The sequence below is a fragment of the Metasolibacillus fluoroglycofenilyticus genome (assembly GCF_003049645.1).
Taxonomy (GTDB): Bacteria; Bacillota; Bacilli; order Bacillales_A; family Planococcaceae; genus Metasolibacillus; species Metasolibacillus fluoroglycofenilyticus.
This window is the reverse complement of record NZ_PYWK01000002.1, coordinates 21,601-45,523: the sequence shown is the minus strand read 5'-3', so window position 1 is coordinate 45,523 and position 23,923 is coordinate 21,601. Positions and strand designations below refer to the sequence as shown.

Genomic DNA, 23,923 nt, shown 5'->3' with positions numbered 1-23,923 from the left:
TTTTGTCGAAAATATGTCGACCTAGCGTAAGTATTAGTGAAGTATTTCGTACTTCTTTTTTATTTGCCTTGCGCTAGTATAATACAATTAAAGGGGTTTTGATTTCAGTGAAAAGACCGACAATTTTAGTATTAGGCGCGGGCTATGGCGGATTAACAACAGCTGTTAATCTTCAAAAAATGGTTAGTGGTGAACAAGCAGAAATTATTTTAGTGAACAAAAATGATTACCACTATGAAACAACTTGGTTACACGAAGTAGGAGCAGGTACAATTTCACCTGACGCTGCACGTTATCCAATTGCAAATGTACTTAACAACAATGTTCGCTTTGTACAAGCATCTGTAGAAAGCATTGATGTTAATGAACGCAAAGTGCAAACAACTGCTGGTGAAATGACGTATGATTATTTAGTTTTAGGCCTAGGGTTCGAAGGTGAGACTTTCGGTATTCCAGGTTTAGATAAATATGCTTTATCATTAGCAAACTTAAATGCTGCGCGCCAAATTCGCGAGCATATTGAATATCAATTTGCTTCATGGTCATTAGATGAAGTGAAGGATGATAGCAAGCTAACAATTATCGTTGGTGGAGCAGGGTTTACAGGTATTGAGCTTTTAGGTGAGCTTGGTAACCGTGTACCAGAGCTTTGCAAAGAGTTTGATATTCCACAAGAAAAAGTGCGCGTACTATGTGTCGAAGCAGCACCAATGGTTTTACCAGGCTTTGATCCAAACTTAGTAGAATATGCAAAAGCACAATTAGCGAAAAAAGGTATCGAGTTTTCAATCGGTACACCTGTTGTTGAAGCAACAGAAGAAGGCGTTAATATTAAAAAAGGTGAAGATGAGTTTGAATTCATTAAAGCAGGTACAGTAATTTGGGCTGCTGGTGTACGTGGAAACAAGCTTGTTGAAACATCTGGCATCGAATCAAATCGTGCGCGTATCGCTGTACGTAAAGATATGCGTGCACCAGGCTTTGATGATGTATTCGTAGTAGGTGACTGTGCCTTCCTATTAAATGAAGAGGCTGGACGTCCATATCCACCAACTGCACAAATTGCAATGCAGCAGGCTGTTACAATTGCGAAAAACATTAAGCATTTGATGAATGGTGAAGAAACAGAAACATTTGTTTATGATGACAAAGGCGCTGTTTGTTCTCTAGGGCATGATGATGCGATTGCTGATGCTGTAGGTCGCAAGCTTACTGGTAAAACGGCATCTGCATTGAAGAAAATTGTAGATAACCGCGCACTATACTTAGTAGGTGGCGTAGGCTTAACAGTGAAAAAAGGGAAGTTTAAATTTATCTAATTTATTTCAGCGGAGGTCATAGATTTTGAAGAAGCGTTTTCGAGCGAGCTCGAAAAAATCTGGACTAAAGTTAGACGAGATGTAATTATTTTAAGACAGCGGCTGTTTGAAAAGTGAGCTAACGCACAACTTTTCAGATAGCCGTTTTTTTATCCCGCATTAACAGGCAGTAAACCAACTGCCCGTAAAAGCCCGATTGGTTCAACTAATAATCAGTCGGAAAAACTCCGACTGATAGAAGTTTCACTTTATCCCGCATTAACAGGCAGTAAACCAACTGCCCGTAAAAGCCCGATTGGTTCAACTAATAATCAGTCGGAAAATCCCCGACTGATAGAAGTTTCACTTTATCCCGCATTAACGGGCAGTAAACCAACTGCCCGTAAAAGCCCGATTGGTTCAACTAATAATCAGTCGGAAAACCCCCGACTGATTAAAGTTTCACTTTATCCCGCATTAACGGGCAGTAGACCAACTGCCCGTAAAAGCCCGATTGGTTCAACTAATAATCAGTCGGAAAACCTCCGACTGATTAAAGTTTCACTTTATATGCTTTTCTTATTGAAAGAAGCAAGCTTATAATAGTACATAGGAAAGGGGAATGAGTATGTCAAAAGAGCGTGGGAAAGTATGGCTAGGCGTCGCAGCCGTTATTGAAAACAGGGATGGGGAATGGCTTGTAGTGGAGAAATCGTACGGTGGCTTAAAAGGCTGTTGGTCTTTACCTGCTGGCTTTGTGCAACAGGCTGAAACAGCAGATATGGCTGCACGGCGCGAAGTAAAGGAAGAGACGGGCATTGATTGCACGATACAGGGACTTATTGGCTTTCGAACAGGTGTTATTCGTGAGGATATAAGCGATAATATGGCGATATTTTATGGCAAAGCAACAACTGAGCATATACAAATACAGGAGGGGGAGATTGTGGCAGCCTATTGGATTGCGCCAGAGAAGTTGGCGCAAGATCCGAAATCATCTGTAATGCTAGCAGAAATGTCTACATATCATGTAAAACAGCACCAGTTAGGCTTATGGACAGATATTGACCCCGGAAAAGTATTTGGCTATACAGCTTATCATTTATTTTTTAACAATTATGAGGACCATAAATGATTGAATTATCCGTCTATATGTTGGAGCGTATTGGAATCATTGTCATATTTGCATTCTTAATCTCCAAATGGCGACCGTTCCAAAGCATATTGTATCGGGAGCAAAATACTTCATCGAAGCTCATACTTATTGTAGTATTCGGCGCATTAGGTATAATAAGCAGTTATTTAGGTATTCGCATTGACAATGGGAATATTAGTGCAAACATTGTAAGAATACAGGTTGAAGAAACAGCAGCTATTGCCAATACAAGATTAGTAGGAGTCGCAATTGCAGGAATTTTCGGCGGACCAGCAGTCGGCATAGGCGCTGGTTTAATCGCTGGTGTCCATCGTATTTTTCTAGGTGGTTATACAGCAATTGCTTGTGGTATTTCAACGATTTTAGCGGGAATTATTACAGGGTTTCTAGGGCGCAAGCTTCATGTCGAAAAAACATTTTCCTACCGACACGCGATGGGCATTGGGATATTGGCGGAGTGCCTGCAAATGCTTGTCATTTTGCTAATTGCCCGACCTTTTGAAATGGCATTGAATTTAGTGCAAATTATCGCAGTGCCGATGATTTTTATGAATGCATTTGGAATTTTTTTATTTTGTCTTATTATTAAAACATCAATTGCTGAGGAGCGGCGTACGAAGGCGACACAAACACATGAGGCGTTTCAAATTGCACAAAAAACAGTTATCCATTTTAGGCAAGGATTAAATGAGGAATCGTGCTATCAGGCTGCGGAAATCATTAAGCAAGCTACAGGTGTAGTCGCAGTTGCCATTACAGACCAGCATGGTATTTTAGCGCATGTTGGCGAAGGGGCAGACCATCACCTAACGAAGCAAAAAATTATGACGAAGCTAACATATGATGTGCTAAAACATGGCAAAATTATTAAGGCAACGAAAAAGGGAGAAATTAGTTGCCCTCATAAAGATTGTAAATTACAGGCGGCCCTCGTCCTACCTTTACAAGTGCACCAGCAAACGGTAGGGACGTTAAAAATGTATTTTACAGATGGAGCCCATATTACTGCGGTAGAGGAGGAGCTAGCTGAAGGTCTAAGTAAATTATTTTCTACACAGCTTGAGTATGCAGAAGTGGAAAAACAGCGAAAATTATTAAAGGATGCTGAAATTAAAGCGCTACAAGCACAAATTCATCCGCATTTTTTCTTTAATAGCATTAATGCGATATCAAGTTTAATCCGTACAGACCAAGAGCAAGCACGTCATTTACTATTACAGCTTGCCTCTTTTTTCAGAAGCAATATGCAAGGTGCGCGGCAAATGCGCATACCTTTAGAAAAAGAAATAGAACATATCGAAGCCTATTTAACGATTGAACAGGCGCGCTTCCCAAATAAATATGCGGTGAAATTTGATATAGATGAACGCTTATTAAAAGTGCTTGTACCGCCTTTTACGTTACAGCCACTCGTTGAAAATGCGATACATCATGGCTTTAAAAAGCTTAAAAATGGTGAAATCAGCATTACCGCGAGAAAAAATGTAGAGATGCTTGAAATTATTGTGGCTGATAATGGCTGCGGTATAGAAAAGACGAAATTAACTTTATTGGGCAATCAAGTGATAGATTCGCCTAATGGAACGGGTACAGCATTATGGAATATATCAGAGCGTTTAAAAGAAATATATAATTACCGTGGAAAGGTAGAGTTTAAAAGTAAAGAAAATAGAGGGACAACGGTAAAGATTTTTGTTCCGATAGATGACTAGGTGATAAAAATGTATAAAGTATTCATTATTGATGACGAACCTCTAGCACGTGATGAACTGAAATATTTATTATCGCAATTTTCTGAAATTGAAGTGGTAGGGGAATCAGAGGATTTACAACAAGTGCTAGAGGGCAACTTAATAGAAGAAATCGATTGTTTATTTTTAGATATAGAGCTTTCTGATAAAAATGGCATTGAGCAAGCGAAGGAATTGCTACAACGAGAGGACAAGCCTTTAATTGTATTTGCTACTGCATATGACGATTATGCAATTGATGCTTTTAATATGAATGCCTTTGATTATATTTTAAAGCCCTTTGAGCAGCAGCGAATCGAGCAAACCATCCTCAAATTAATGACAATGACAAAGAAAAGCGAGCGCAAGGAACCAGCGGTGAAAGAAAAAATAAAGCAAATGGGGAAAATAGCTGTTTCTAATGAGGATAGAATTGCACTAATTAAATTGCAGGATGTACTGTATTTCACTTCAGAGGGCAGTAAAACAAAAGTAATTACAGAGCAAAAATGCTATAGCAGCGCAGAATCATTAATTATGTTAGAAAAAAAACTTACCCCTAATTTTATACGCATTCATCGCGCGTTTTTAATTAACTTAGAGCATTTGCAGGAGCTTGAATCATGGGGCACGTCCAAATACAATGTCATTTTACAAGGAGGACATAGTGTGCCTGTGAGCCGTATGTATGTAAAGGAAATTCGAAAAATATTTGAAACTTAATATGCATTTGAACAGTAAAATTTGACGCTTTAACAGATTATTCTGACATTTTAATGTGATTTTATCCAATTTCCTAATCTTTTTGCTACTCTTGTAAAAAAGAAAGAATAAGGGGGATGAAAGTTAAGATGAATGCAATTTCAATTGTTATAGGGGCAATCTGTATTTTAGTTATAGCGTATCGTCTTTATGGTTATTTCTTTACAAAAAAGGTTTTAAAAATCAATGATAACGAGCCTACGCCAGCGCATAAGCTGAATGATGGGCAAGATTATGTACCCACCAACAAATGGGTCGCTTTTGGGCACCATTTTGCGGCGATTGCGGCGGCTGGTCCGTTAGTTGGTCCTGTTTTAGCAGCACAGTTTGGTTATTTACCGGGGCTTCTATGGCTGTTAATTGGAGCGGTAATAGGGGGTGCTGTACATGATGCAGTCGTCTTATTTGCTTCGATGCGACGCGGTGGTAAATCATTATCTGAAGTAATGAAAGAGGAGCTTGGGCCTGTAGCTGGATTTTGTACAGGGCTGGCAATGTTGTTCATTATTACAATTACGATGGCCGGCTTATCAATGGTTGTACTAGGCGCACTAGAAAGAAACCCTTGGGGGACATTTGCGGTAGCTATTACGGTTCCGATTGCCATGCTTGTAGGAATTGCCTATAAGAAAACAGGCAATTTACTCATGACATCAGCAGTTGGCTTTATATTATTAATGATTGGTGTTTTCGTAGGACCAAGTATTCAAGGCACTTGGCTAGGTGATTTATTAACATTAGACCGTCAAACATTAGCACTTATTTTACCGATTTATGCCTTCTTTGCGGCGGCATTGCCTGTTTGGCTATTGCTTGCACCACGTGATTATTTAAGTAGCTTTATGAAAATCGGTGTATTTATTGCATTAATTATTGGTGTTTTTATCGTTAATCCGGCAATTCAATTCCCAGCGATTATTCCTGATTTCTTAGGTGGGGGAGGTCCTGTTGTAGCAGGTCCCGTTTGGCCATTCGTATCTATTACAATAGCCTGTGGTGCTATTTCTGGCTTCCATGCCTTTGTCGGCTCAGGTACTACGCCTAAAATGATTGATAAATGGGAAGATATTCGCGTTGTTGGCTTTGGAGCGATGCTAGTAGAATGTTTAGTTGGTATTATGGCGTTAATCGCTGCGACGGCTTTACATCCTGGTGACTATTTTGCTATTAACTCTGCACCAGCAGTATTTGCAACACTAGGTATGGATACGGTCAATTTAACGATGCTATCTGAGCAAATCGGTATGGATTTAGAAGGACGTACGGGCGGAGCTGTTACATTAGCGGTCGGCATGACGTATATTTTCACAGGTATTAAATGGTTCTCCGAGTTAACTTCATATTTCTATCAATTCGTCATTATGTTTGAGGCTGTGTTTATTTTAACAGCGATTGATGCTGGAACACGTGTGGCACGTTACTTAATACAGGATTTCTTAGGGCAAGCTTATAAGCCATTGAAGAAAACGGATTGGCTACCGGGGAATATTTTTGCTTCGGCACTGGCATGCTTTATGTGGGGCTATCTTCTTTACTCAGGTGATATTAGCTCAGTTTGGGCATTATTCGGTGTATCGAATCAGCTGATGGCTTCTATTGGTCTAGTATGTGGTGCGACAATTATTTTGAAAATGGCAGACAAACGTATTTACGTTTTGACTTGTATGATACCATTGGCGTATTTATATGTTACCGTCAACGTAGCCGCATACTGGATGGTGAAAAATGTGTATTGGAACTCGGCGGCAGGTGGCTATAGCGTATTAAACGGTATTTTATCGATTATTATGGTGATTTTAGGATTGATTATCGTTGTGACGGCAGCGCGTAAATGGAAGGACCTATGGAACAGTCCACGCTTCGTTAAAGGCAAGGCGGTTGATGCTATATAATCGTGAACAAGCTGTGTCAAAATGATTTTGATTTTGACACGGCTTTTTGCTGTGTGAGGACTTAACATTGAAAGCCTTTCTTTAATCATGTAAACTTGATGGAGAGAATATCGGAGGGTTTACATAATGACAGTTTCAATTCCAGAATTAATTATTTCAACACTATTGTTTTTAGTGATGTTTTTCGGCATCGGCTTTTTATTAAATATGTTATTACGCATGACATGGTTGATGGCAATCGTGTATCCGGTTATCGTTGTCTTTATTATTGATGCGGATGAAATTAGCTTTTTAGATTATATTTTCAACGCTGGCACAGCTTATCCATCATTGGTCGATAAATTTTTCGCACTACAGCTAGCGGATATTATTATTTTATCAGGTGGCTTTGTCGGGGCAATTATTGCAGGGATTGTCATGATTTTATTACGCAAAAATGGCTATCGCATGTTTTAAATGCCAGCTTAAATTCAACTGTTTCCAACCTTTCAACTTCTGACAGCGGATGTCACAGATTTTGAAAGGAGTTTTCAAGCAAGCTTGAAAAAACTGAACGTAATTACACTTCGGTGTAATTGATAATGAGCTACTTACTTTTAATCAAATATCAACAAAACGCCCAAAAAGCAGTGCTCTAGCACGCTTTTTAGGCGTCTTTTTTACAGAAATTGATAAACAATGACACTCAGTATAATACCAGACAGTGCTCCAATCGCTACCTCGCTTTTTTTATGGCCGAGTAATGTTTTCAAATCTTCAATTTTTTGTTCCTCGTTTAATTCCGGCCAGCGCTTAATTTCACGAAAAAAATGTTGTAAATCATGGCGAATTTCATTTAATGCAGCGGCATGTCGTCCAGCTTGGAAACGCACGTGGCTTGCATCGTACATAACGATACCAGCAAGCATTGCTGCTACGGCAAAAATAGGTGAGTTGAAGCCTGTTTCATAGCCTACTGCGGTTGCGATACTTGCCACAGCGGCAGAGTGCGAGCTTGGCATTCCACCTGTTGATGTGAGCAAGCTCCAATTAACTTTTTTCGTCGCAAGAAAATAAATCGGGACTTTTAAAAATTGCGCCAGTAAAATAGCAAAAATACCGATTATAAGCGGGGTGTTTTGTAAAAGCTCCATCCTTCACCGTACCTCTCCAATTATCTAATATCTAAAGTATAGCATATTTACCCCGCATTAATGGGCAGTAAAAATCCTACTTCACAAGTTAAATGAAAACCAGCCTAAGGATAAGTAGGAGCTGAACTGTCCATAAAAGCCCGATTGGTTCAACTAATAACCAGCAGGAAAGCTTCCGCTGATTGAAGTTTTACTTTATAAATTTTAAAAAAGCAAATATTTCGCTATTCGAATAATTATAATATTGTATAATAGAGCTATATAGTTGAAACTGCAATCAGTAAATGTTCTTGTAGCATATGGATTGTTAGCTTTTGCTAATTAGACATTTTCAGGCAACAGTGCTTTTAGCCTGTTAATGCAAGAGAAAATAATTGGAGGATGTATGCAATGAATATCGCAAAACAATCGACAACATTAGAGCAAGTGACGACAGACGTATTAATCGTTGGTGTACAAAAGCACCGTGAGCAAATGAACAATTGGTCAGCATTACCGAGTGCTTTTGGAGACCATATTGACGAGTGGTTGAGTAGTGGGGAAATTTCATCTGAGGCGAAAGCGATTACAAAGCTACCTATCGCTGGAAAAGCAGTAAAGCATATTTTATTTGTTGGTCTTGGGGAAGGAAAAAGCTTAACAGCAGAAGTATTACGTAACGCATTTGGTTCAATTGGTAAACAATTAAAAGCGTCAAAAAAGACTGCTTATACAATTTGGCTAGAGTCCTTTACAACAGAAAATATTACGGAAGAAGAAGCAGCATTTTTAGCTGGAGAGGGCATTGGCTTAGGCTTCTACAAAGTAAAACACTACAAAACAACATCAAATGAAGCAGATACATATTTAGAGGATGTTCATTTTGTAGCAGCTAGCCCAGCAGAGGAAGTTGCTGCTAACTACGAGGTAGGGCATATTTATGCGGAGGCAACAAATGAGGCACGCACGTTAGTAAATACGCCGCCAAATTTATTAACGGCGACAGACTTAGCGGATTATGCGGAGGAGCTTGGCAAGCAATACGGCTTTGAAGTAGAAATTTTAAATAAAGCGCAGATGGAAGAACTAGGTATGGGTGCTATTTTAAGTGTTAATAAAGGGTCTGTGCAAGAGCCACGCATGATTACATTAAAGTATAAGGCAAAGGATACTTGGGAAGATGTAATTGGCTTAGTAGGAAAAGGTGTAACATATGATACAGGCGGCTATTCACTAAAGCCTCGCGAAAGCATGGTTGGTATGAAGGGCGATATGGGTGGTGCAGCTGCTGTTTTAGGCGCAATGAAAATTATCGGTGAAACACGACCGAATAAAAATGTAATGGCCGTAGTTGGGGCTACAGATAATATGGTTTCTGGTGAAGCGTTAAAGCCAGACGATGTTATTACAACATTAAGCGGAAAGACGGTAGAAGTGCTTAATACCGATGCAGAAGGTCGTCTTGTTTTAGCAGATGCAGTAACATACGCAAAGCAGCAGGGTGCTAATTATTTAATTGATGTTGCTACTTTAACAGGCGGTGTAATCGTTGCCTTAGGAAAGGATAAGACAGGCGCATTAACAAATAATGAGGCATTTTTCGAGGAGTTTATGGAAGCGACTGTAGATACGAATGAATTTGTATGGCGTTTACCGCTTACAGAAAGCGATAAAAAACGCATTCGTAACTCTGAATTAGCAGATTTAAACAACTCACCTGGTCGCGATGGCCATATGATTTTCGGTGGTGGCTTTATCGGTGAATTCGCAGAGGATACACCATGGATTCACTTAGATATTGCAGGCACTTCAGATGCTGGCGCGGCGTATGACCTTGGACCAAAGGGCGGTACAGGTGTAATGGTACGAACTTTAGCAAGCTTTATTGAGCAATTAGCTGAGGAAAAATAAAAAGCTTAGAGGCCTTTAAGGGTAGCTCTTTGCTTTACTATATTTACTACTTTAATGAAATGGGGCTGTCCAAAAAGCCGTGCATAGCCGGCATTTTGGACAGTAGCGATGATGTTTCGCAAAATGTTGATTCCTATAAACAGAGAACGCCTCTTTTAAAAATGGGATGAAAATTCGCTTTAGCAGTGTACTCCTTCAGTAAAAGGGAAGCGATGAAAACCTTTATTTCAATGCGGCGGCAAAACAAAATGGACTTTTCGGACAACTCCATCCTATTTTGTCACCATTTCCTATGCTTTTGTCATATAGTAAAGCAAAGGAGGGGTTTTTCATGTTTCCGTGGTTTACTTTTGGTGCGCCTTTTTTAGGTGGCTTTCTCGGTGGATTTTTAGGTAATCAATTTTATCCTCAACGCTATCCCTATTATCCGCCATATCGACCATACCCGCCATACCCACCGTATAGACGCCCATTTTACGGACCATATTATCGATGATAGTAGGTCAAAAGTAATGATTCGCTCGTAAACAGCTAAAATTCGCTCATAACACACCGTGATTCGCTCACAAAATAAAAGTGTATGAAATCGAAGCTTCGATTTCATACACTTTTTTAGTCTTGTACTTTTTGCTCTTTTTTCATGCGTTCAATTTCAGGCTTTAAGTCGTCACGGACAGTGCCTGACCATGGTTTGACACCTGCAATATAAGAGGAGCGGCTCATAATATGTCCACCTACAGGGCCGGTCATAAAAATAAACAAAATGCCGAGTAATATGCGTGGATTGAAGTGGTCTTCAATTAACCAGAAGTGAAAAAAAACGCCGATTAACACACTCATAACACCTAATGTAGCGCTTTTTGAAGCAGCATGCGCGCGCGTATATAAATCTGGTAGTCGGAATAAACCGATAGCTGCAACTGCGATAAAAATAACGCCTATCGAGATAAAGAGAACAATTAAAATATTAGCGAGAACTGTCACGTTCAATAATGTCTCCTTTCTCAATAAATTTCGAAAATGCTACTGTACCGATAAATGATAAAATCGCGAGCAATAAAATAATTTCTAAATAAAAGCTCGTTTCCACCATTATCGAAAACATTCCGATTAATGCAATAAGAGAAACCCCTATTGAGTCGAGCGCAACAACACGATCTGAAGGATTTGGTCCTTTAATTAAGCGATAAATAACTAAAATCATTGATAGCATGACAATGACAATCGAACCCCAAATAAAATAGCTCATGAACGGCTCACCTCCAAAATCGCTTTTTCAAAGGAGTTACGAATGGAATCAATCGTCTCATCCACATCCTTTGCATCAATTGCATGAATATATAAGCTTTTCGCATCGTCTGATACGTGGACAACAACGGTGCCCGGTGTTAAAGTAATTAAGCTAGATAAAAGCGTAATTTCCCATTCTTCTGTTAATGTCGTATCATATTTGAAAAATGCTGGCTGCATATCAAGATTAGGCTTTAGTACAACTCGCAGTACAGCGACATTAGCTAATATTAGCTCTTTTAAAAATAAAAACGTTAATTTAATGAAAGCCCAAACACGCTCTGTATATAGGCGCCCATTAAAGAAGCGGCGCATTAAAAGCACAGCGGCTAAACCAAGTAAGTAGCCGATAATAAAACCGCTAGCTGTAAAATTATCCCCAAGGAACATCCATAATAGGGCAAGTGAAAAATTTAATAATATTTGAAATGCCATTAAGGTTGCGCTCCTTTCATGACCGCTTCAATATAGACAGAAGGATCTGTTAATACATGGGCAGCCGCATCCATAAATGGTGTTACCCATTCTGCTCCAACACCGTAAACAATTGAAATAACAACTAAAATCACAGTTGGATAGTACAGTTGCTTATACGTCTTTTCTTGAATTTGTACAGTTTGTCCTTCTTTACCCCAAAATGCATAAAGAAAAATGCGAATGACTGATAGTAAAACAATTAAGCTTGATGCCAAAATGAAAATGCTAGTTCCTGTATTGCCAGCAGCAAAGCCACCTTGTACAATTAATAATTTCCCAATAAAGCCACTTAAAGGTGGAATACCTGCTAAGCCAAATGCTGCAATTAAATAAAACCAGCCAAGCGAAGGATATTTTTTCATCAAGCCGCCCATTTTACGCAAATCGCTTGTGCCAGTAATATAAATAATAATACCGACAAGCATAAAGAGCGCAGCTTTAATAATCATATCGTGGATTAAATAAAACATCGCACCCTCTAATCCATCAAAATTCATTTGTGCAGCACCAAATAAAATGACACCAACTGCGATGACGATATTATAAATAATAATTTGCTTTACATCGAAATGTGCCAAAGCACCGATACAGCCTGCAATAATTGTTAATACTGCAAAAATCAATAGCAATTGATGTGTAAAGGCAATATCATGAACGAAAAACAGCGTATATGTACGCATAATTGCATAAACCCCAACCTTTGTTAATAGAGCACCAAATAATGCCAAAACAGGAATTGGTGGCGCAGCATAGGAGCTAGGTAGCCAGAAGTAAAGTGGGAAAATGGCTGCTTTTAAGCCAAATACCACTAAAAATAGCACTGCAATTGTTGTAATAATACCAGGTTGATTAATTTCTGCAATTTTCACTGAAATATCGGCCATGCTTAATGTACCAACAACAGAGTACAAATAAGCTACAGTAATAACAAACAAGGCGGAGGAAATAATATTTACTAAAAGATATTGAATTGACTCACGTAATTGCTTCTTCTCTCCACCAAGCACAATAAGCAAATAAGAGGACATTAATAATACCTCAAAAAATACGAACATATTAAAAATATCACCTGTTGTAAAAGCGCCATTGACACCAGTTAAAATAAACATAATACCTGGATAGTAAAAGAAATGCTCACGCTCTTTACCGATAGAGCCGAAGCTATACCAAATAAGGAAAAATGCTAGCAATAAAGAGGTAAAAACGAGCAATGTTGATACACCATCAGCAACCATTGTAATACCGTAGGGTACAGGCCAATTACCGAAAGTGACAGACTGAATGCCCTCGCGTTGCACTTGTAACATAACTAAAAAGGCGCAGATTGTTGCGGTAGCTAACGAAATTAATGAAATGCTACGCTGCATAAAAATATTCTTCTGGAAGAAAATCAGAATCATTCCAGTGAAGAATGTAATTAATATAGGAAAGAGAAGGAAGTTAATCATCTATGCCACTCCCTTTCATTGCCGTCGTATCGTCCGTTTGAAGCTCCTGATATGCACGATAGGCAAGCACTAAAATAAATGCTGTTACCCCAAAAGCAATTACGATTGCCGTTAAAATAAGAGCTTGTGGGATTGGGTCAGCAAAATCTGTGACACCTTCAGCCAAAACAGGGGGAGCAGTACCACCGAGACCACCCATTGTTAAAATAAGCAAATGAGCCCCGTGGCTAAGCAAGCCTGTCCCAATAATAATGCGCAGCAAGCTACGCGATAAAATTAAATAAATGGCAGCCATAAATAAAAAGCCACATACAAATGCCATGACAATCTCCATTATTCATCCTCCCCAATCGTTTGAATAATGGTCATCGTTACACCGACAACAACCAAAAATACACCTAAATCAAATAATGCGGCTGTATGTAAAGAGGTTTTACCAAACAGCGGCAAATCGAAATAATCGAAAAAATGCGTAAAAAACGGTTTGCCAACGAATATTGGAAATGCAGCTGTAGCTAAAGCTAAAATGAGCCCAGTTGCTGTCATATACATATAGTTAATTGGCAAGATTTTACGCACCGTTTTTAAATCGAACGCAATGACTAGCAGTACGATGGCGCTGGACGTTAATAGACCGCCGACGAACCCACCGCCTGGTGTATAGTGCCCTGCAAAGAAAATATGGATAGAGAAGAAGAAAATAATGAAAAAGACGATTTTTGCTGTAAACTGCAAAATAAGGTCATTCGTTTTAAGTTTATTCGCTTTCATTTGTTTTCTCCTTTCTGCTTAAACGCAATTTGATCATTGCATAAATGCCCATACCTGCAATACCAAGCACTGTAATTTCAAACAATGTATCGAAGCCACGGTAATCTACTAAAATGACGTTGACGATATTTCCACCGCCTGCCAAAGAATAGACAGTGTCCTTATAATACTGATTAATAGAGTCTACTAGCTTTTGTGAATGTGCAGATAAAGCGACAAGTGTGACCATTGCACCAATTCCGATAGAAACTGCTAAACGTCTAAAGCGGAAAGGTGTATATTCTTGGACTTTACCTAAACGTGGTAAATGATAAAAGACAAGTAAAAATAGCGCAACTGAAATCGTTTCAATAACAAGCTGTGTTAATGCTAAATCTGGCGCGTTGAACATAACGAAAAACAGCGCAACTGTATAGCCAACAGCTCCTAATCCAACAATTGCCGTAATACGTGACCTCGCAATTAAAGTGGTCAATGTACCTAACACGAGCACGATAATTAGTATTAATTGATATAATTCGATTGGTGCAGCACCTTCAAAGGATATTTTGAATGCATCTTTATAAAATAAAGTACCTATAACGATGAAGCAAATTGCTGCAAACATATACATCAAATAATGGCGCATAGAACCATGCATAACACGCTTTGATACATTCACCATTGTGCGATTTAAAACGCCATCCATCACAAAATCATAAAATGTATTTAATGAAAGCTTCGCAGGCTGGATACGGTACAGTTTCTGCCATTTTCCGAGCGTTGTAAAAAGAAGTGCGCCAACAATGACAATGCAAACTGTTAGCCATAATTCAGGTGCTGTAAAGCCGTGCCATGCCTTCACTGTAATATCAATACCTGCTGGCGTAAATTGTAAAAATGGGTCTTGATATAAAAATGGTTGAATCGCAAAAACAGCGGGCTTAATAAATACCTCACCGATTAAATTTGGAATAAAGAAAATAATAACAACGAGTGCTGCTAAAATCATCGGTGCTACGAGCATGCCAATTGGTGCTTCATGCGGTTTTTGTGGTAGCTCCGAAGCTTGTAATTTTCCTGTAAACGTTTTAAAAACAAAATAAAAGCTATAGACAAATGTAAAAATACTTGCAATTACTGCTATCACAAGAAGCAAAATGCCCCAAGTACTGAATTCGAATAATTCAAAATCTTTAAGCGTGAGCATAGCTGTTAAAAACATCTCTTTACTTAAAAAGCCATTAAACGGTGGCAAACCTGCCATAGATAAACTGCTAATTAAAGCAACAGTAAAGCTTAATGGCATAATGCTCATTAATCCGCCAAGCTTTCGTATATCACGCGTCCCAGTTTCATGGTCAACAATACCAGCAATCATAAATAAGCTACCTTTAAATGTTGCATGGTTGATTAAATGAAAAATTGCTGCAAATGCTGCATATTTAAACACTGTATTTGCTGCATCCTCTACATGAAAGGCGATGGCACTAGCCCCTAATAAAGCCATAATTAAGCCTAGTTGACTAACTGTTGAAAAGGCTAATATGCCTTTTAAATCCGTCTGCTTTACTGCAAATAATGAGCCCCAGAAAAGGGTTAGTAAACCGATGCCTGTTACAAGCCAAATCCAAACTTCTGATGCGGCGAAAATCGGTGTAAAGCGTGCGACTAAGTAGATTCCTGCCTTTACCATTGTGGCAGAGTGTAAATAAGCACTTACGGGTGTTGGCGCCTCCATAGCATCTGGTAGCCAAATATAAAATGGGAACTGTGCTGATTTTGTAAAGGCTCCAAATAAAATAAGCACAAGTGCTAGAACAAAATAAGATTCGTTGACAAGCTGTGGTGCCTGAGCAACAAGCTCGCGAATGGAATAAGTACCGCCCATTAAAGCTAAAAGCACAAAGCCCCCGAGCATTAGTAAACCGCCTGCTACTGTTATCATCATTGATTTTAAAGCACCAAAACGTGATTTATCACGCTGGAACCAATAAGCGATTAATAAAAATGAAGAAATCGATGTTAGCTCCCAAAATAAGTACAAAGTAATCATATGATCAGACTGTACAACACCAAGCATAGCTGTCATAAACATTAATAAATAAATATAAAAATTATGTAGCTGCTCCTTCGTTTTGTCTAAATAAAAAATTGAATATAGTACAACGAGTGCACCAATCCCTGTTATTAATAAAGAAAATAATAAGCTAAGTCCATCTAAATACGAGATGAAGGAAATATTTAAAGATGGAATCCAATTAAAAGAAGCAAGAACATCATTTCCATTCATTACCCGGGAAATAAATGTTGCATAATAGCCAACAAGTAGAATTGGCACAATAAGTACAAACCAACCTGTATGTATAGTTCGAACATTACGGAATAAAAACGGAATAAAGATGGCAGCTAATAAAGGAATAAAAATCGCTAAAACTTGCATCTATCAAAATCCTCCTTTCATAACGGTGTAAAAATGCTAACAAAATTCATTATAACTGATTTTTCATGCAATTGCATGCGCTCTAGGGTATTTATCCTCTTGCAGTCTGACCTATTTGTTCGCTATTATAAATAGGAAAGAATAACGAAATTTGAGGGTAAAAAATTTTTATGAAAAATCCATATTTGTACGGTTATTTACCGTTATTCACCATTTTATTATTTAGTTTGACATTCGGTATTTTTACCGTCACACAATCGATTGAGTTTTTTAAAGTGATTGGCGTCTATACTGGAATGCGTGAATTTTTATCCGATTTAGAGCTGCGTATGTTTTTGTTAATTGTTTTTGCACTTATTTTTTTTATGATGTTTTCCGCTTTTAAGCTAATCGGTGAAACAATTCATGAGTTAGGGATGTTGTTTTTTTCCAGTGATAAAGCTGGAGAAATGATGAATGCAGCACGTGGAGGCTATGTTATTTTCTTTTTCGGTGCATTGTTATCCGCATTCGGTATACAATCCTTCGTCATATTACTCGTCATCTTTTTGCTGACAATTTTCATATACTTCATTTATACGGTATATAAGATGAGTAATTTTATGTCCATTGGTGGGATGATTGGTTTAATATTCTTTGAAATTATAGTTTGGGCATTATTTATTGTTTTAATCTTTTATGTTGTCATGAAGCTTTACAATGGTGTGTTAGCAAGTTTGCCATTTGCGAATTAAAGGGAAGGGGCAGATGTGTTGATTCGCCTTCTCCCCCTCTATCAGCAAGAGAGTGCCTAATAAAAAGCGTTTCCCTACCAAACACGCTAATGAATAGACACCACTTACATAATCAATACACCTATATTTATAAATTTTTTAGTCAGCCTTTGTTTCATAAAGAATACCTAACAATTCGTTGATTTCCGTTCGGAGGAGCGCTTCAACTAACGCCTACTAAATAGCAATAAAAAAGCCGATTTTCCACAATATACGGTGTAAATCGACTTCCTCATGCCACTCTGTTTTACTTAGGGGAAACATTGCTAGCCTCCATGTTTCTTTCATTTTCAAAGGAAGCCCTCGCTATTTCCATGAGCAAATATTTTATCCTGCATTAACGGGCAGGAAAACCTCCCCCTGATTGAAGTTCACTTTATTAAAGCACTAGCAAAAGCGTGAAAAATGCCGGCAATTGCACGGCTCTTTTCACGCTCAACTTCAGTCGACAATCGCATTGAAAATGGCAAAATGGATTTGGTAGCGTTCGAGTGCCTCCATGGAGCGGGGCGTGTCGTAGCCAATCCAAACAGCAGCTGTTTCTGTATCTGTTAAGCCAGCTAGCCAAAAATCTTTAAAATCATTGGTTGTACCTGTTTTTGCTCCGATATAATTTGTTGTTGTGTAAAGTCCAATTCCTGTTCCGTTTGTGACAACTTCTGTTAACATTTGGCGCATGTAACGCACAGTCTTTGGCGACCAGATAACGGTGCGCTCAGTCGGCCATTTATAAAGAACATTACCCTCTGTGTCCGTTATTTTGCGAATGGCATGGACTTGAGAATAAGAGCCATCGATAAAGCTTGTATAAGCATCCGCCATTTCAAGTGCTGTGACACCGTATGTTAATCCACCCAGTGCTGCAGCATATGTTTTGTCCTTCGAATCGAGAGAGCGGAAATGAAATTTATCTAAATAATGAAAGGCTGCATCGATACCAATTGTATTATAAAGACGCAATGCACTCGTATTGTAGCTGTAACGGAAAGCTGTTGATAACGACACTTGACCATAAAGCCCTCCACCATAATTTTGCGGACAAAACGTACCAATACAATATGCTCCGCCGCTTACAGTAGAGCTAGGTGCGTAATCTGTTATTTCGAAATACGGTGCGTAAACGATTAACGGTTTAAAAGCAGAACCCGGCTGACGTGGTGCTTGGTAGGCACGATGTAAATCAAACTTTTTGTAATTTTTGCCGCCATAAATGCTTGTAATTTCTCGTGTGGCATTATCAATGCTAATGGCGCTCGCTTGTAGCTCTGGTATTGATAGGATGTTATTAATCGCTTGCTCATCAGCTAGTTGCTTCGTAGGATTGAGCGCAGTATGTACAACAGCACCTTGCTGAAGCAGTCCTTGCACTTTATCCTGTAACTGTGTTTGTAGCTGCTGTTTTTCCTGTTCTGTCGTCGCATTGGCTATTAAAATATTTAATCCTTCGTTTTGAGCGATGAGCCATTTCAATTCCTGCAAGACGTATGTACTATATGCGGGATATGCCTGAATTTTTTGCTTAACATTTAGCTGAATTGGTAAGCTTTTTTGCGTTTCCGCTTCTGCATTTGTAATTATTTGATGCTCAGCTAATGTTTGAAGTAAACGTTCCTGCCGTGCCTTTGTTTGCTCGAAATTTTTTAATGGGTCGTATAGTGACGGATTATTGGGAATAGCAGAAATAAAGGCAATTTCTGCTAATGAAAGCTCATTTAGTGGTTTGCCAAAATAATAAGTGGCTGCACTAGCGATGCCATATACTTGATTGCTAAAATAAATTTCGTTTAAATACATATTTAAAATTTCTTTTTTACTATAACGTTTTTCGAGCTCATAAGAATAAAATATTTCCATTAATTTTCGTTCGTATGTTTTTTCCTCAGATAGATAGCGCATTCTCACGAGTTGCTGTGTAATCGTACTACCGCCTTGTTGAACAGATTGTTCATTCGTATTAATAACAAATGCACGAACAATCGCACTTAAATCAAAGCCGATATGCTCGTAAAAATCACTATCCTCACTAGCGATGAAAATATCCTTGACGATTTGAGGGATATTTTCAAGCGGCATTGGCTGCCGCCATTCTACATATTCCTCACTATATACATTATTATCCTTATCTAATAATGTAATAGGTAGGGCAGAAGTGATAGTCGGTAATTCGATAGATTGCTTCATTTGATTTTCAAACGCTTTTGCTGCTTCAATTTCCTGAAATATTTCGCCGCTTAAATAAAACAAAAGAGGAAAGCAGCTAAGAATAATAAGAAAGCCAAAAAAATTTTTCATAAATGATGCCTCCGATAATGACTTATCATAGCAGGTGTGTTTATTAGCCTTTATTTTAGAAAGCCTAGCAATTCGTTGATTTCCGTTGCGGGGGACGGCTTTAACTAATTTATTTCGGCATTCGCCGAAATAAATGGATTTTCAGCTCGAGGCCCATAGGATGTTGGTCATGGAGGTGTTGCCGCAGGACGCGGCGGTTTTAGCCTCCCTACACTTTGTCACGATGGAGTCGCCCCCTACAATCAACGAGCGTATGCCTAATAAAAAGCATTTCCGCCTATAAAACACGCTAATTAATATACATTATTTACATAATCAATACGCCTGTTATCATAGCATAATTTGGGTTTTTCGGGAATGATTAAAGGTTAATAAAATAGCCATCTAAAAAGACCGAGCTATCTTTGATACATAGAAAATTAATTTTTATCCCGCATTAACGGGCAGTAAGCCTCCCACTTCAAGAATAAAGTGAAATCGACCTAAGGATAAGTGAGAAATCAACTGCCCGTAAATGAAGTTTCACTTTATAAAAACCAAGCTAAACGCCCGAAAAACAGTGCTTTAGCATGTTTTCAGGCGCTTCTCCTAGGCATGCTCCTTTAGCATGTCATCCATATATTGTTTTGGTGCTTTTTGGATAAAGTATAAAATAACGAAGGCTATAAGGAATAAAGAACCTGTTACAAAAAAAACAGATGGAATATTAAGTAATCCACTTACAACTCCACCAAGTACAGGACCAATAATATTCCCTAAAAAGCGGAAGCTCTGACTATAGCCCATTACTTCTCCTTGAACAGCAACAGGTGCATCACGGCGAATAAGTGCTGATGTAATTGGAATTAAGCCACCTGCTACAATGCCGAATAAAAGCCGCAATAAAATAAGCTGCCAAAGTGAAGTAACAAAAGCTTGCGGTACGACAAAAAGAACGCAGCAAATTAATAAGCCAGTCAGCACACGCTCGTAGCCAATTTGGTCGCTTAAATGACCCCAAAAGCGTGCAAATAATATATTGCCTAAGCCAGCCGCACTAAATGCAACACCTGCAAGCATTGCAACATTGGTGGCTGAGGTTAAATGGGTCACATACAAGGAAAGTAATGGCTGGATGCTAAAATTGCCAATTTGAATTAAGCTAGTGACAATCATCACGCTAAACATAAGGCGGTGGTGGAAAATAGCCCACAAAACATTTTTGCGTGAATAAATTGCACTTTTTTTCTTTTTGATAATTTCAGGTTCCTTAATACCGAAAATAATAATAATGCCCGAAAGAACGATAGCAGCCGCGGTAAATAAAAATGTATACGTAAAGCCAAAAGTGTCCGCAAGTAAGCCCCCGATAACCGGACCGAATAGAGTTCCACCAACGCTGCCCATTTGTAATGTGCCGAGCGTTTTTCCTGCGATTTCTTTTGGCGTATGTCTACTAATAAATGCGATAGATGTAGGAATAAATCCTGTCACAACACCCATAAATAAGCGCAATACAAAAAACTGCCCAACATCTTGCACATAGCCCATTAAAAAGATGCTTATTGCAATACCGAAGCAGTTAATAATCATAATAGGCTTATAACCGTATTTATCCGCAATCCGCCCCCATATTGGTGACATTAAAAATGCTGTAATAAAGGTCGCAGCAAAAATAAGACCAGCCCATCTTTGCACATAGCTTTCAGAAAAATTACCGAGCGTATCAATGTATAGTGAAAGGAATGGCATAATCATTGTTGTGGATCCTGCAACGATAAAGTTTGCGATTAAAATAATAATAAAATTGTGTTTCCGATTTTTCATTGTGCGTCACTTTCTTTCCAACTTAGTAATAATACTCAGCAGAAGTTCGAGACAACTAAACATATAGGGGAATTAGCTGAGAAAAGATATTGACATACAGTATAACTTATTTCGTAACACGAAGGAAGCAACTTGATTGCTAAAAGCGGAAAAGTAAAAAGAAATATGTTAGAATAGGAAAGATTAATGATTAAATTTAAAGGAGAGACATGCATGTTTCCACAATTAACGACAGAGCTAAATGCAGGCGAAATTTTAGTAGAAATGAACACAACAATGGGTTCAATTAAAATTAAATTATTCCCAGAGCATGCACCAAAAACGGTTGAAAACTTTTTAGGTCATGCGAAATCAGGGTATTATAACGGGATTGTTTTTCATCGTGTAATTACTGATTTTATGATTCAGGGCGGTGACCCAACTGGTACAGGTATGGGCGGCGAATCAATTTGGGGTGGTTCCTTTGAAGATGAATTCCACCATGACTTATTTAACTTCCGCGGAGCACTATCAATGGCGAATGCTGGTCCAAATACAAATGGCTCACAATTTTTCATCGTGCAAATGCCTCATATTCCAAGCGATATGATTCGTCAAATGGAGCAAGCAAGCTTCCCGAAAGAAGCAATTGAGTATTATGCTGAACATGGCGGTACACCATGGTTAGACCATAAACATACAGTATTTGGTCATGTAGTTGAGGGTATGGATATTGTCGATAAAATTGCAGGTGTGAAAAAGGATATGCGTGATAAGCCACTTGAAGATATTAAAATCGAATCAATTACGGTATTAAATAATTAATTGAAAGAAGTGTGAAAAAATGGCTTCATTCATTTTAAATTTTAGTTTTATTCAATTCCCAGAGGATAAGTCCTCCTACTTGCCGGCTGCCATCGAAGTCCTTCTCTTAATGGTGTTTTGCGTATTTGTCGTTAAACTTATACGTAAATTTTCGAAAAAGCAAGAGCTTGCGGCGAAGGAACTCGAAGCGCGTGCATTAGCAGAGCGTGACGAACGCATGAAACAAGAAAATCAACAATAAAAAGTAAGGGTTTGTCTGAAAGCGGCGCGCTAGCCTACTTTCGGACAAACCCTTATTGTACAAAGCTTAATTAGTAGCAAGTGCCTTTTTAAAGCGGGCAACGCCATCTTCAACGACAGAGAATGGGCAAGCGACATTCATACGTAAGAAGCCTCGTCCTGCCTCGCTATATTTTGTGCCGGGCTCTAAAGCAAGTTTACCAATTGTTAATAATCGTTGCATCATTTCTTTTTCAGATAAGCCTGTGCCTCTATAATCAATCCACATTAAGTAAGTACCTTCAGGTTTAGCAACAGAAATACCATCAAGTGCATTTAATTCCTTGCTGACGTAATCCATATTTACTGATAAATAATCAATTAATTCATCCAACCATGTATCGCCATATGTGTAAGCAGCTTGTACAGCAGCGGAAGCAAATGCATTTAAGTCCATTTTGCCATGTGCGGCAGCATTTTCCTCTAGCTGCTTGCGTAAATCTTCATTTGGAACAACCATCATAGCTGCCTGAATACCAGCTAAATTGAACGTTTTTGTAGGGGCAATACACGAAATTATTTTCGCTTGCTCGCTACCTGCAACAGATAATGTAGGTACGAATTTTGCACCAGGTAACACCACATCTGCATGAATTTCATCTGCTAATAAATAAACATCATACTTAATGCATAGTGCTACTAGCTCCTCTAATTGCGCGCGGCTCCAAACAACACCTGCTGGATTGTGAGGATTACATAGTATGTATAGCTTCACTCCTTGCTTAAATAGCTCTTCAAGCTGTGCAAAATCATACGTGTAAGAGCCATTTACCTCTACTAAGTCACAAAAAACAAGCTCACGACCTTGATTTTTTGGAACGCTCGAAAATGGCGGATAGACAGGTGTTGAAATCGCCACTTTATCATTCGGAGCTGTAAATGTTTCAATGATACTTGCGATTGCTGGAACAACACCGTGATGGAATAAAATTGTTTCAGGAAGAATCGTCCATTGATGACGGCGCTCATACCAGTTAACAACCGCTTTTTTACAGCCATCACAGACATATGAATAACCAAATATCGGGTGCTTTAAACGTTCTTCAATTGCCTCAATTACTTCCTTTGGAGCTGCGAAATCCATATCTGCAATCCACATTGGTAAAATATCGCTAGCATCTTCAATATTAAAAATTTGCTCAATGCGGTCCCATTTGTAAGAACGGGATTTACGGCGATCGATAGTTGCATTAAAATTTGACATACATAATCACTCTTTTCTTTGTAATAATTTGATTTTGCATAAAGTAAAAAAGCTATAGATGATGAAGTGTAAAAGCACATCACAATCGATTTAGACTCGCATTAACTATCCATGCTTTTTTAATAATCATCGAAGATTAAGTATTTCCTCGTTGATTTTAGTTTGACTTTATTATATGTTATCATACGAATCATATAAACATAATAATTTAGGGGACTAGGAAAATTGGAAAATATCGAAATGAATCAAAAGGCTGTTAAAGTGCTTGAGGAGTGGGACCCATTTCAGTTAGGTGCTGATAGCTATGACACAGAAACTGCGGATGTAGTTGCAGCTTTGCAGGGGATAGATGATCCGAGCGACTTAGCAAAGGTTATTCAAACTGTTTATGAACACTCTTATGAACAATGGATTCCATTTGAGCATTGTGTGGAAATGGCCTATAAATTAATTGCAATTAAATTTGAAGCGAAATGCATAATATAAAAAAGCATAG

23 protein-coding genes are annotated in these 23,923 nt (G+C 38.5%); 12 read left to right on the top strand and 11 right to left on the bottom strand.

What is annotated here, in order from left to right:
• The first annotated feature begins 107 nt into the window (after positions 1 to 107).
• The 6 genes from C9J36_RS10755 to C9J36_RS10730 all read left to right on the top strand — a co-directional run bounded on the left by C9J36_RS10755 (position 108) and on the right by C9J36_RS10730 (position 7,294).
• Positions 108 to 1,319, top strand: coding sequence for an NAD(P)/FAD-dependent oxidoreductase (locus tag C9J36_RS10755; RefSeq protein WP_066166487.1), 1,212 nt, complete (start codon positions 108 to 110; stop codon positions 1,317 to 1,319).
• 607 nt (positions 1,320 to 1,926) lie between these two features.
• Positions 1,927 to 2,433, top strand: coding sequence for an NUDIX domain-containing protein (locus tag C9J36_RS10750; protein ID WP_066166484.1), 507 nt, complete (start codon positions 1,927 to 1,929; stop codon positions 2,431 to 2,433).
• Positions 2,430 to 4,166 carry a sensor histidine kinase gene (locus C9J36_RS10745; RefSeq protein WP_201261936.1) on the top strand — a complete coding sequence of 579 codons (1,737 nt, stop codon included), beginning with the start codon at positions 2,430 to 2,432 and terminating at the stop codon, positions 4,164 to 4,166. Before C9J36_RS10750 ends, C9J36_RS10745 begins: the two co-directional genes overlap by 4 nt.
• A gap of 9 nt (positions 4,167 to 4,175) precedes the next feature.
• Complete coding sequence (locus C9J36_RS10740) at positions 4,176 to 4,907, top strand: LytR/AlgR family response regulator transcription factor (RefSeq protein WP_107943129.1); 732 nt, start codon at positions 4,176 to 4,178, stop codon at positions 4,905 to 4,907.
• A gap of 128 nt (positions 4,908 to 5,035) precedes the next feature.
• On the top strand, positions 5,036 to 6,838 hold the full coding sequence (locus C9J36_RS10735) for a carbon starvation CstA family protein (RefSeq protein WP_066166476.1): 1,803 nt from the start codon (positions 5,036 to 5,038) through the stop codon (positions 6,836 to 6,838).
• A 126-nt stretch (positions 6,839 to 6,964) separates the two neighbouring features.
• Positions 6,965 to 7,294: a YuiB family protein gene (locus tag C9J36_RS10730; protein WP_066166473.1), complete on the top strand. Its 330-nt coding sequence runs from the start codon at positions 6,965 to 6,967 to the stop codon at positions 7,292 to 7,294.
• A 203-nt stretch (positions 7,295 to 7,497) separates the two neighbouring features.
• Here C9J36_RS10730 and C9J36_RS10725 read toward each other — a convergent pair whose 3' ends face one another.
• Positions 7,498 to 7,971, bottom strand: coding sequence for a divergent PAP2 family protein (locus C9J36_RS10725; protein ID WP_082799023.1), 474 nt, complete (start codon positions 7,969 to 7,971; stop codon positions 7,498 to 7,500).
• Positions 7,972 to 8,361: 390 nt separating this feature from the next.
• Between C9J36_RS10725 and C9J36_RS10720 the strand changes: the two genes are divergently transcribed.
• Both C9J36_RS10720 and C9J36_RS17410 read left to right on the top strand, forming a co-directional pair.
• Positions 8,362 to 9,861, top strand: coding sequence for a leucyl aminopeptidase (locus tag C9J36_RS10720; RefSeq protein ID WP_107943128.1), 1,500 nt, complete (start codon positions 8,362 to 8,364; stop codon positions 9,859 to 9,861).
• Positions 9,862 to 10,192: 331 nt separating this feature from the next.
• The gene (locus C9J36_RS17410; RefSeq protein WP_201261935.1) at positions 10,193 to 10,357 is read left to right on the top strand and encodes a hypothetical protein; all 165 of its coding nucleotides are present in this window, start codon (positions 10,193 to 10,195) and stop codon (positions 10,355 to 10,357) included.
• Positions 10,358 to 10,473: 116 nt separating this feature from the next.
• On the opposite strand, the gene mnhG is transcribed toward C9J36_RS17410, so the two are convergent.
• Genes mnhG through C9J36_RS10685 form a run of 7 tightly spaced genes read right to left on the bottom strand, consistent with a single transcriptional unit; the run spans position 10,474 to position 16,269 of the window.
• Positions 10,474 to 10,845 (bottom strand): monovalent cation/H(+) antiporter subunit G, encoded by a 372-nt coding sequence (mnhG, locus tag C9J36_RS10715; protein ID WP_107943127.1) that lies wholly within the window; start codon positions 10,843 to 10,845, stop codon positions 10,474 to 10,476.
• Positions 10,829 to 11,110 (bottom strand): Na(+)/H(+) antiporter subunit F1, encoded by a 282-nt coding sequence (locus tag C9J36_RS10710; RefSeq protein WP_066166464.1) that lies wholly within the window; start codon positions 11,108 to 11,110, stop codon positions 10,829 to 10,831. Before C9J36_RS10710 ends, mnhG begins: the two co-directional genes overlap by 17 nt.
• Entirely contained in the window at positions 11,107 to 11,586 is a 480-nt protein-coding gene (locus C9J36_RS10705) for a Na+/H+ antiporter subunit E (RefSeq protein ID WP_066166461.1), read from the bottom strand. Before C9J36_RS10705 ends, C9J36_RS10710 begins: the two co-directional genes overlap by 4 nt.
• Complete coding sequence (locus C9J36_RS10700) at positions 11,586 to 13,076, bottom strand: Na+/H+ antiporter subunit D (protein WP_107943126.1); 1,491 nt, start codon at positions 13,074 to 13,076, stop codon at positions 11,586 to 11,588. The genes C9J36_RS10705 and C9J36_RS10700 overlap by 1 nt, the downstream gene beginning before the upstream one ends.
• Positions 13,069 to 13,410 carry a Na(+)/H(+) antiporter subunit C gene (locus C9J36_RS10695; protein WP_066166452.1) on the bottom strand — a complete coding sequence of 114 codons (342 nt, stop codon included), beginning with the start codon at positions 13,408 to 13,410 and terminating at the stop codon, positions 13,069 to 13,071. The genes C9J36_RS10700 and C9J36_RS10695 overlap by 8 nt, the downstream gene beginning before the upstream one ends.
• Positions 13,410 to 13,847 (bottom strand): Na(+)/H(+) antiporter subunit B, encoded by a 438-nt coding sequence (locus C9J36_RS10690; protein ID WP_066166449.1) that lies wholly within the window; start codon positions 13,845 to 13,847, stop codon positions 13,410 to 13,412. The genes C9J36_RS10695 and C9J36_RS10690 overlap by 1 nt, the downstream gene beginning before the upstream one ends.
• A complete protein-coding gene (locus tag C9J36_RS10685; RefSeq protein ID WP_107943125.1) occupies positions 13,834 to 16,269 on the bottom strand; it encodes a Na+/H+ antiporter subunit A in 2,436 nt (811 codons plus the stop codon). Before C9J36_RS10685 ends, C9J36_RS10690 begins: the two co-directional genes overlap by 14 nt.
• Before the next feature lie 170 nt (positions 16,270 to 16,439).
• Between C9J36_RS10685 and C9J36_RS10680 the strand changes: the two genes are divergently transcribed.
• Positions 16,440 to 17,003: a DUF5366 family protein gene (locus C9J36_RS10680; RefSeq protein WP_107943124.1), complete on the top strand. Its 564-nt coding sequence runs from the start codon at positions 16,440 to 16,442 to the stop codon at positions 17,001 to 17,003.
• A gap of 480 nt (positions 17,004 to 17,483) precedes the next feature.
• Here C9J36_RS10680 and C9J36_RS10675 read toward each other — a convergent pair whose 3' ends face one another.
• Together C9J36_RS10675 and C9J36_RS10670 are read right to left on the bottom strand one after the other, a co-directional pair.
• A complete protein-coding gene (locus C9J36_RS10675; RefSeq protein WP_107943123.1) occupies positions 17,484 to 19,334 on the bottom strand; it encodes a transglycosylase domain-containing protein in 1,851 nt (616 codons plus the stop codon).
• A 588-nt stretch (positions 19,335 to 19,922) separates the two neighbouring features.
• The gene (locus tag C9J36_RS10670) at positions 19,923 to 21,140 is read right to left on the bottom strand and encodes an MFS transporter (RefSeq protein WP_066166437.1); all 1,218 of its coding nucleotides are present in this window, start codon (positions 21,138 to 21,140) and stop codon (positions 19,923 to 19,925) included.
• 213 nt (positions 21,141 to 21,353) lie between these two features.
• On the opposite strand from C9J36_RS10670, the gene C9J36_RS10665 reads away from it, so the two are divergent.
• Together C9J36_RS10665 and C9J36_RS10660 are read left to right on the top strand one after the other, a co-directional pair.
• Positions 21,354 to 21,944 carry a peptidylprolyl isomerase gene (locus C9J36_RS10665; RefSeq protein ID WP_066166434.1) on the top strand — a complete coding sequence of 197 codons (591 nt, stop codon included), beginning with the start codon at positions 21,354 to 21,356 and terminating at the stop codon, positions 21,942 to 21,944.
• Between the two features lie 19 nt (positions 21,945 to 21,963).
• The gene (locus tag C9J36_RS10660; protein WP_066166431.1) at positions 21,964 to 22,185 is read left to right on the top strand and encodes a hypothetical protein; all 222 of its coding nucleotides are present in this window, start codon (positions 21,964 to 21,966) and stop codon (positions 22,183 to 22,185) included.
• A 66-nt stretch (positions 22,186 to 22,251) separates the two neighbouring features.
• On the opposite strand, the gene C9J36_RS10655 is transcribed toward C9J36_RS10660, so the two are convergent.
• Positions 22,252 to 23,427 (bottom strand): MalY/PatB family protein, encoded by a 1,176-nt coding sequence (locus tag C9J36_RS10655; RefSeq protein WP_107943122.1) that lies wholly within the window; start codon positions 23,425 to 23,427, stop codon positions 22,252 to 22,254.
• Positions 23,428 to 23,652: 225 nt separating this feature from the next.
• Between C9J36_RS10655 and C9J36_RS10650 the strand changes: the two genes are divergently transcribed.
• Complete coding sequence (locus C9J36_RS10650) at positions 23,653 to 23,913, top strand: DUF1871 family protein (RefSeq protein ID WP_201261934.1); 261 nt, start codon at positions 23,653 to 23,655, stop codon at positions 23,911 to 23,913.
• Positions 23,914 to 23,923: the final 10 nt, after the last annotated feature.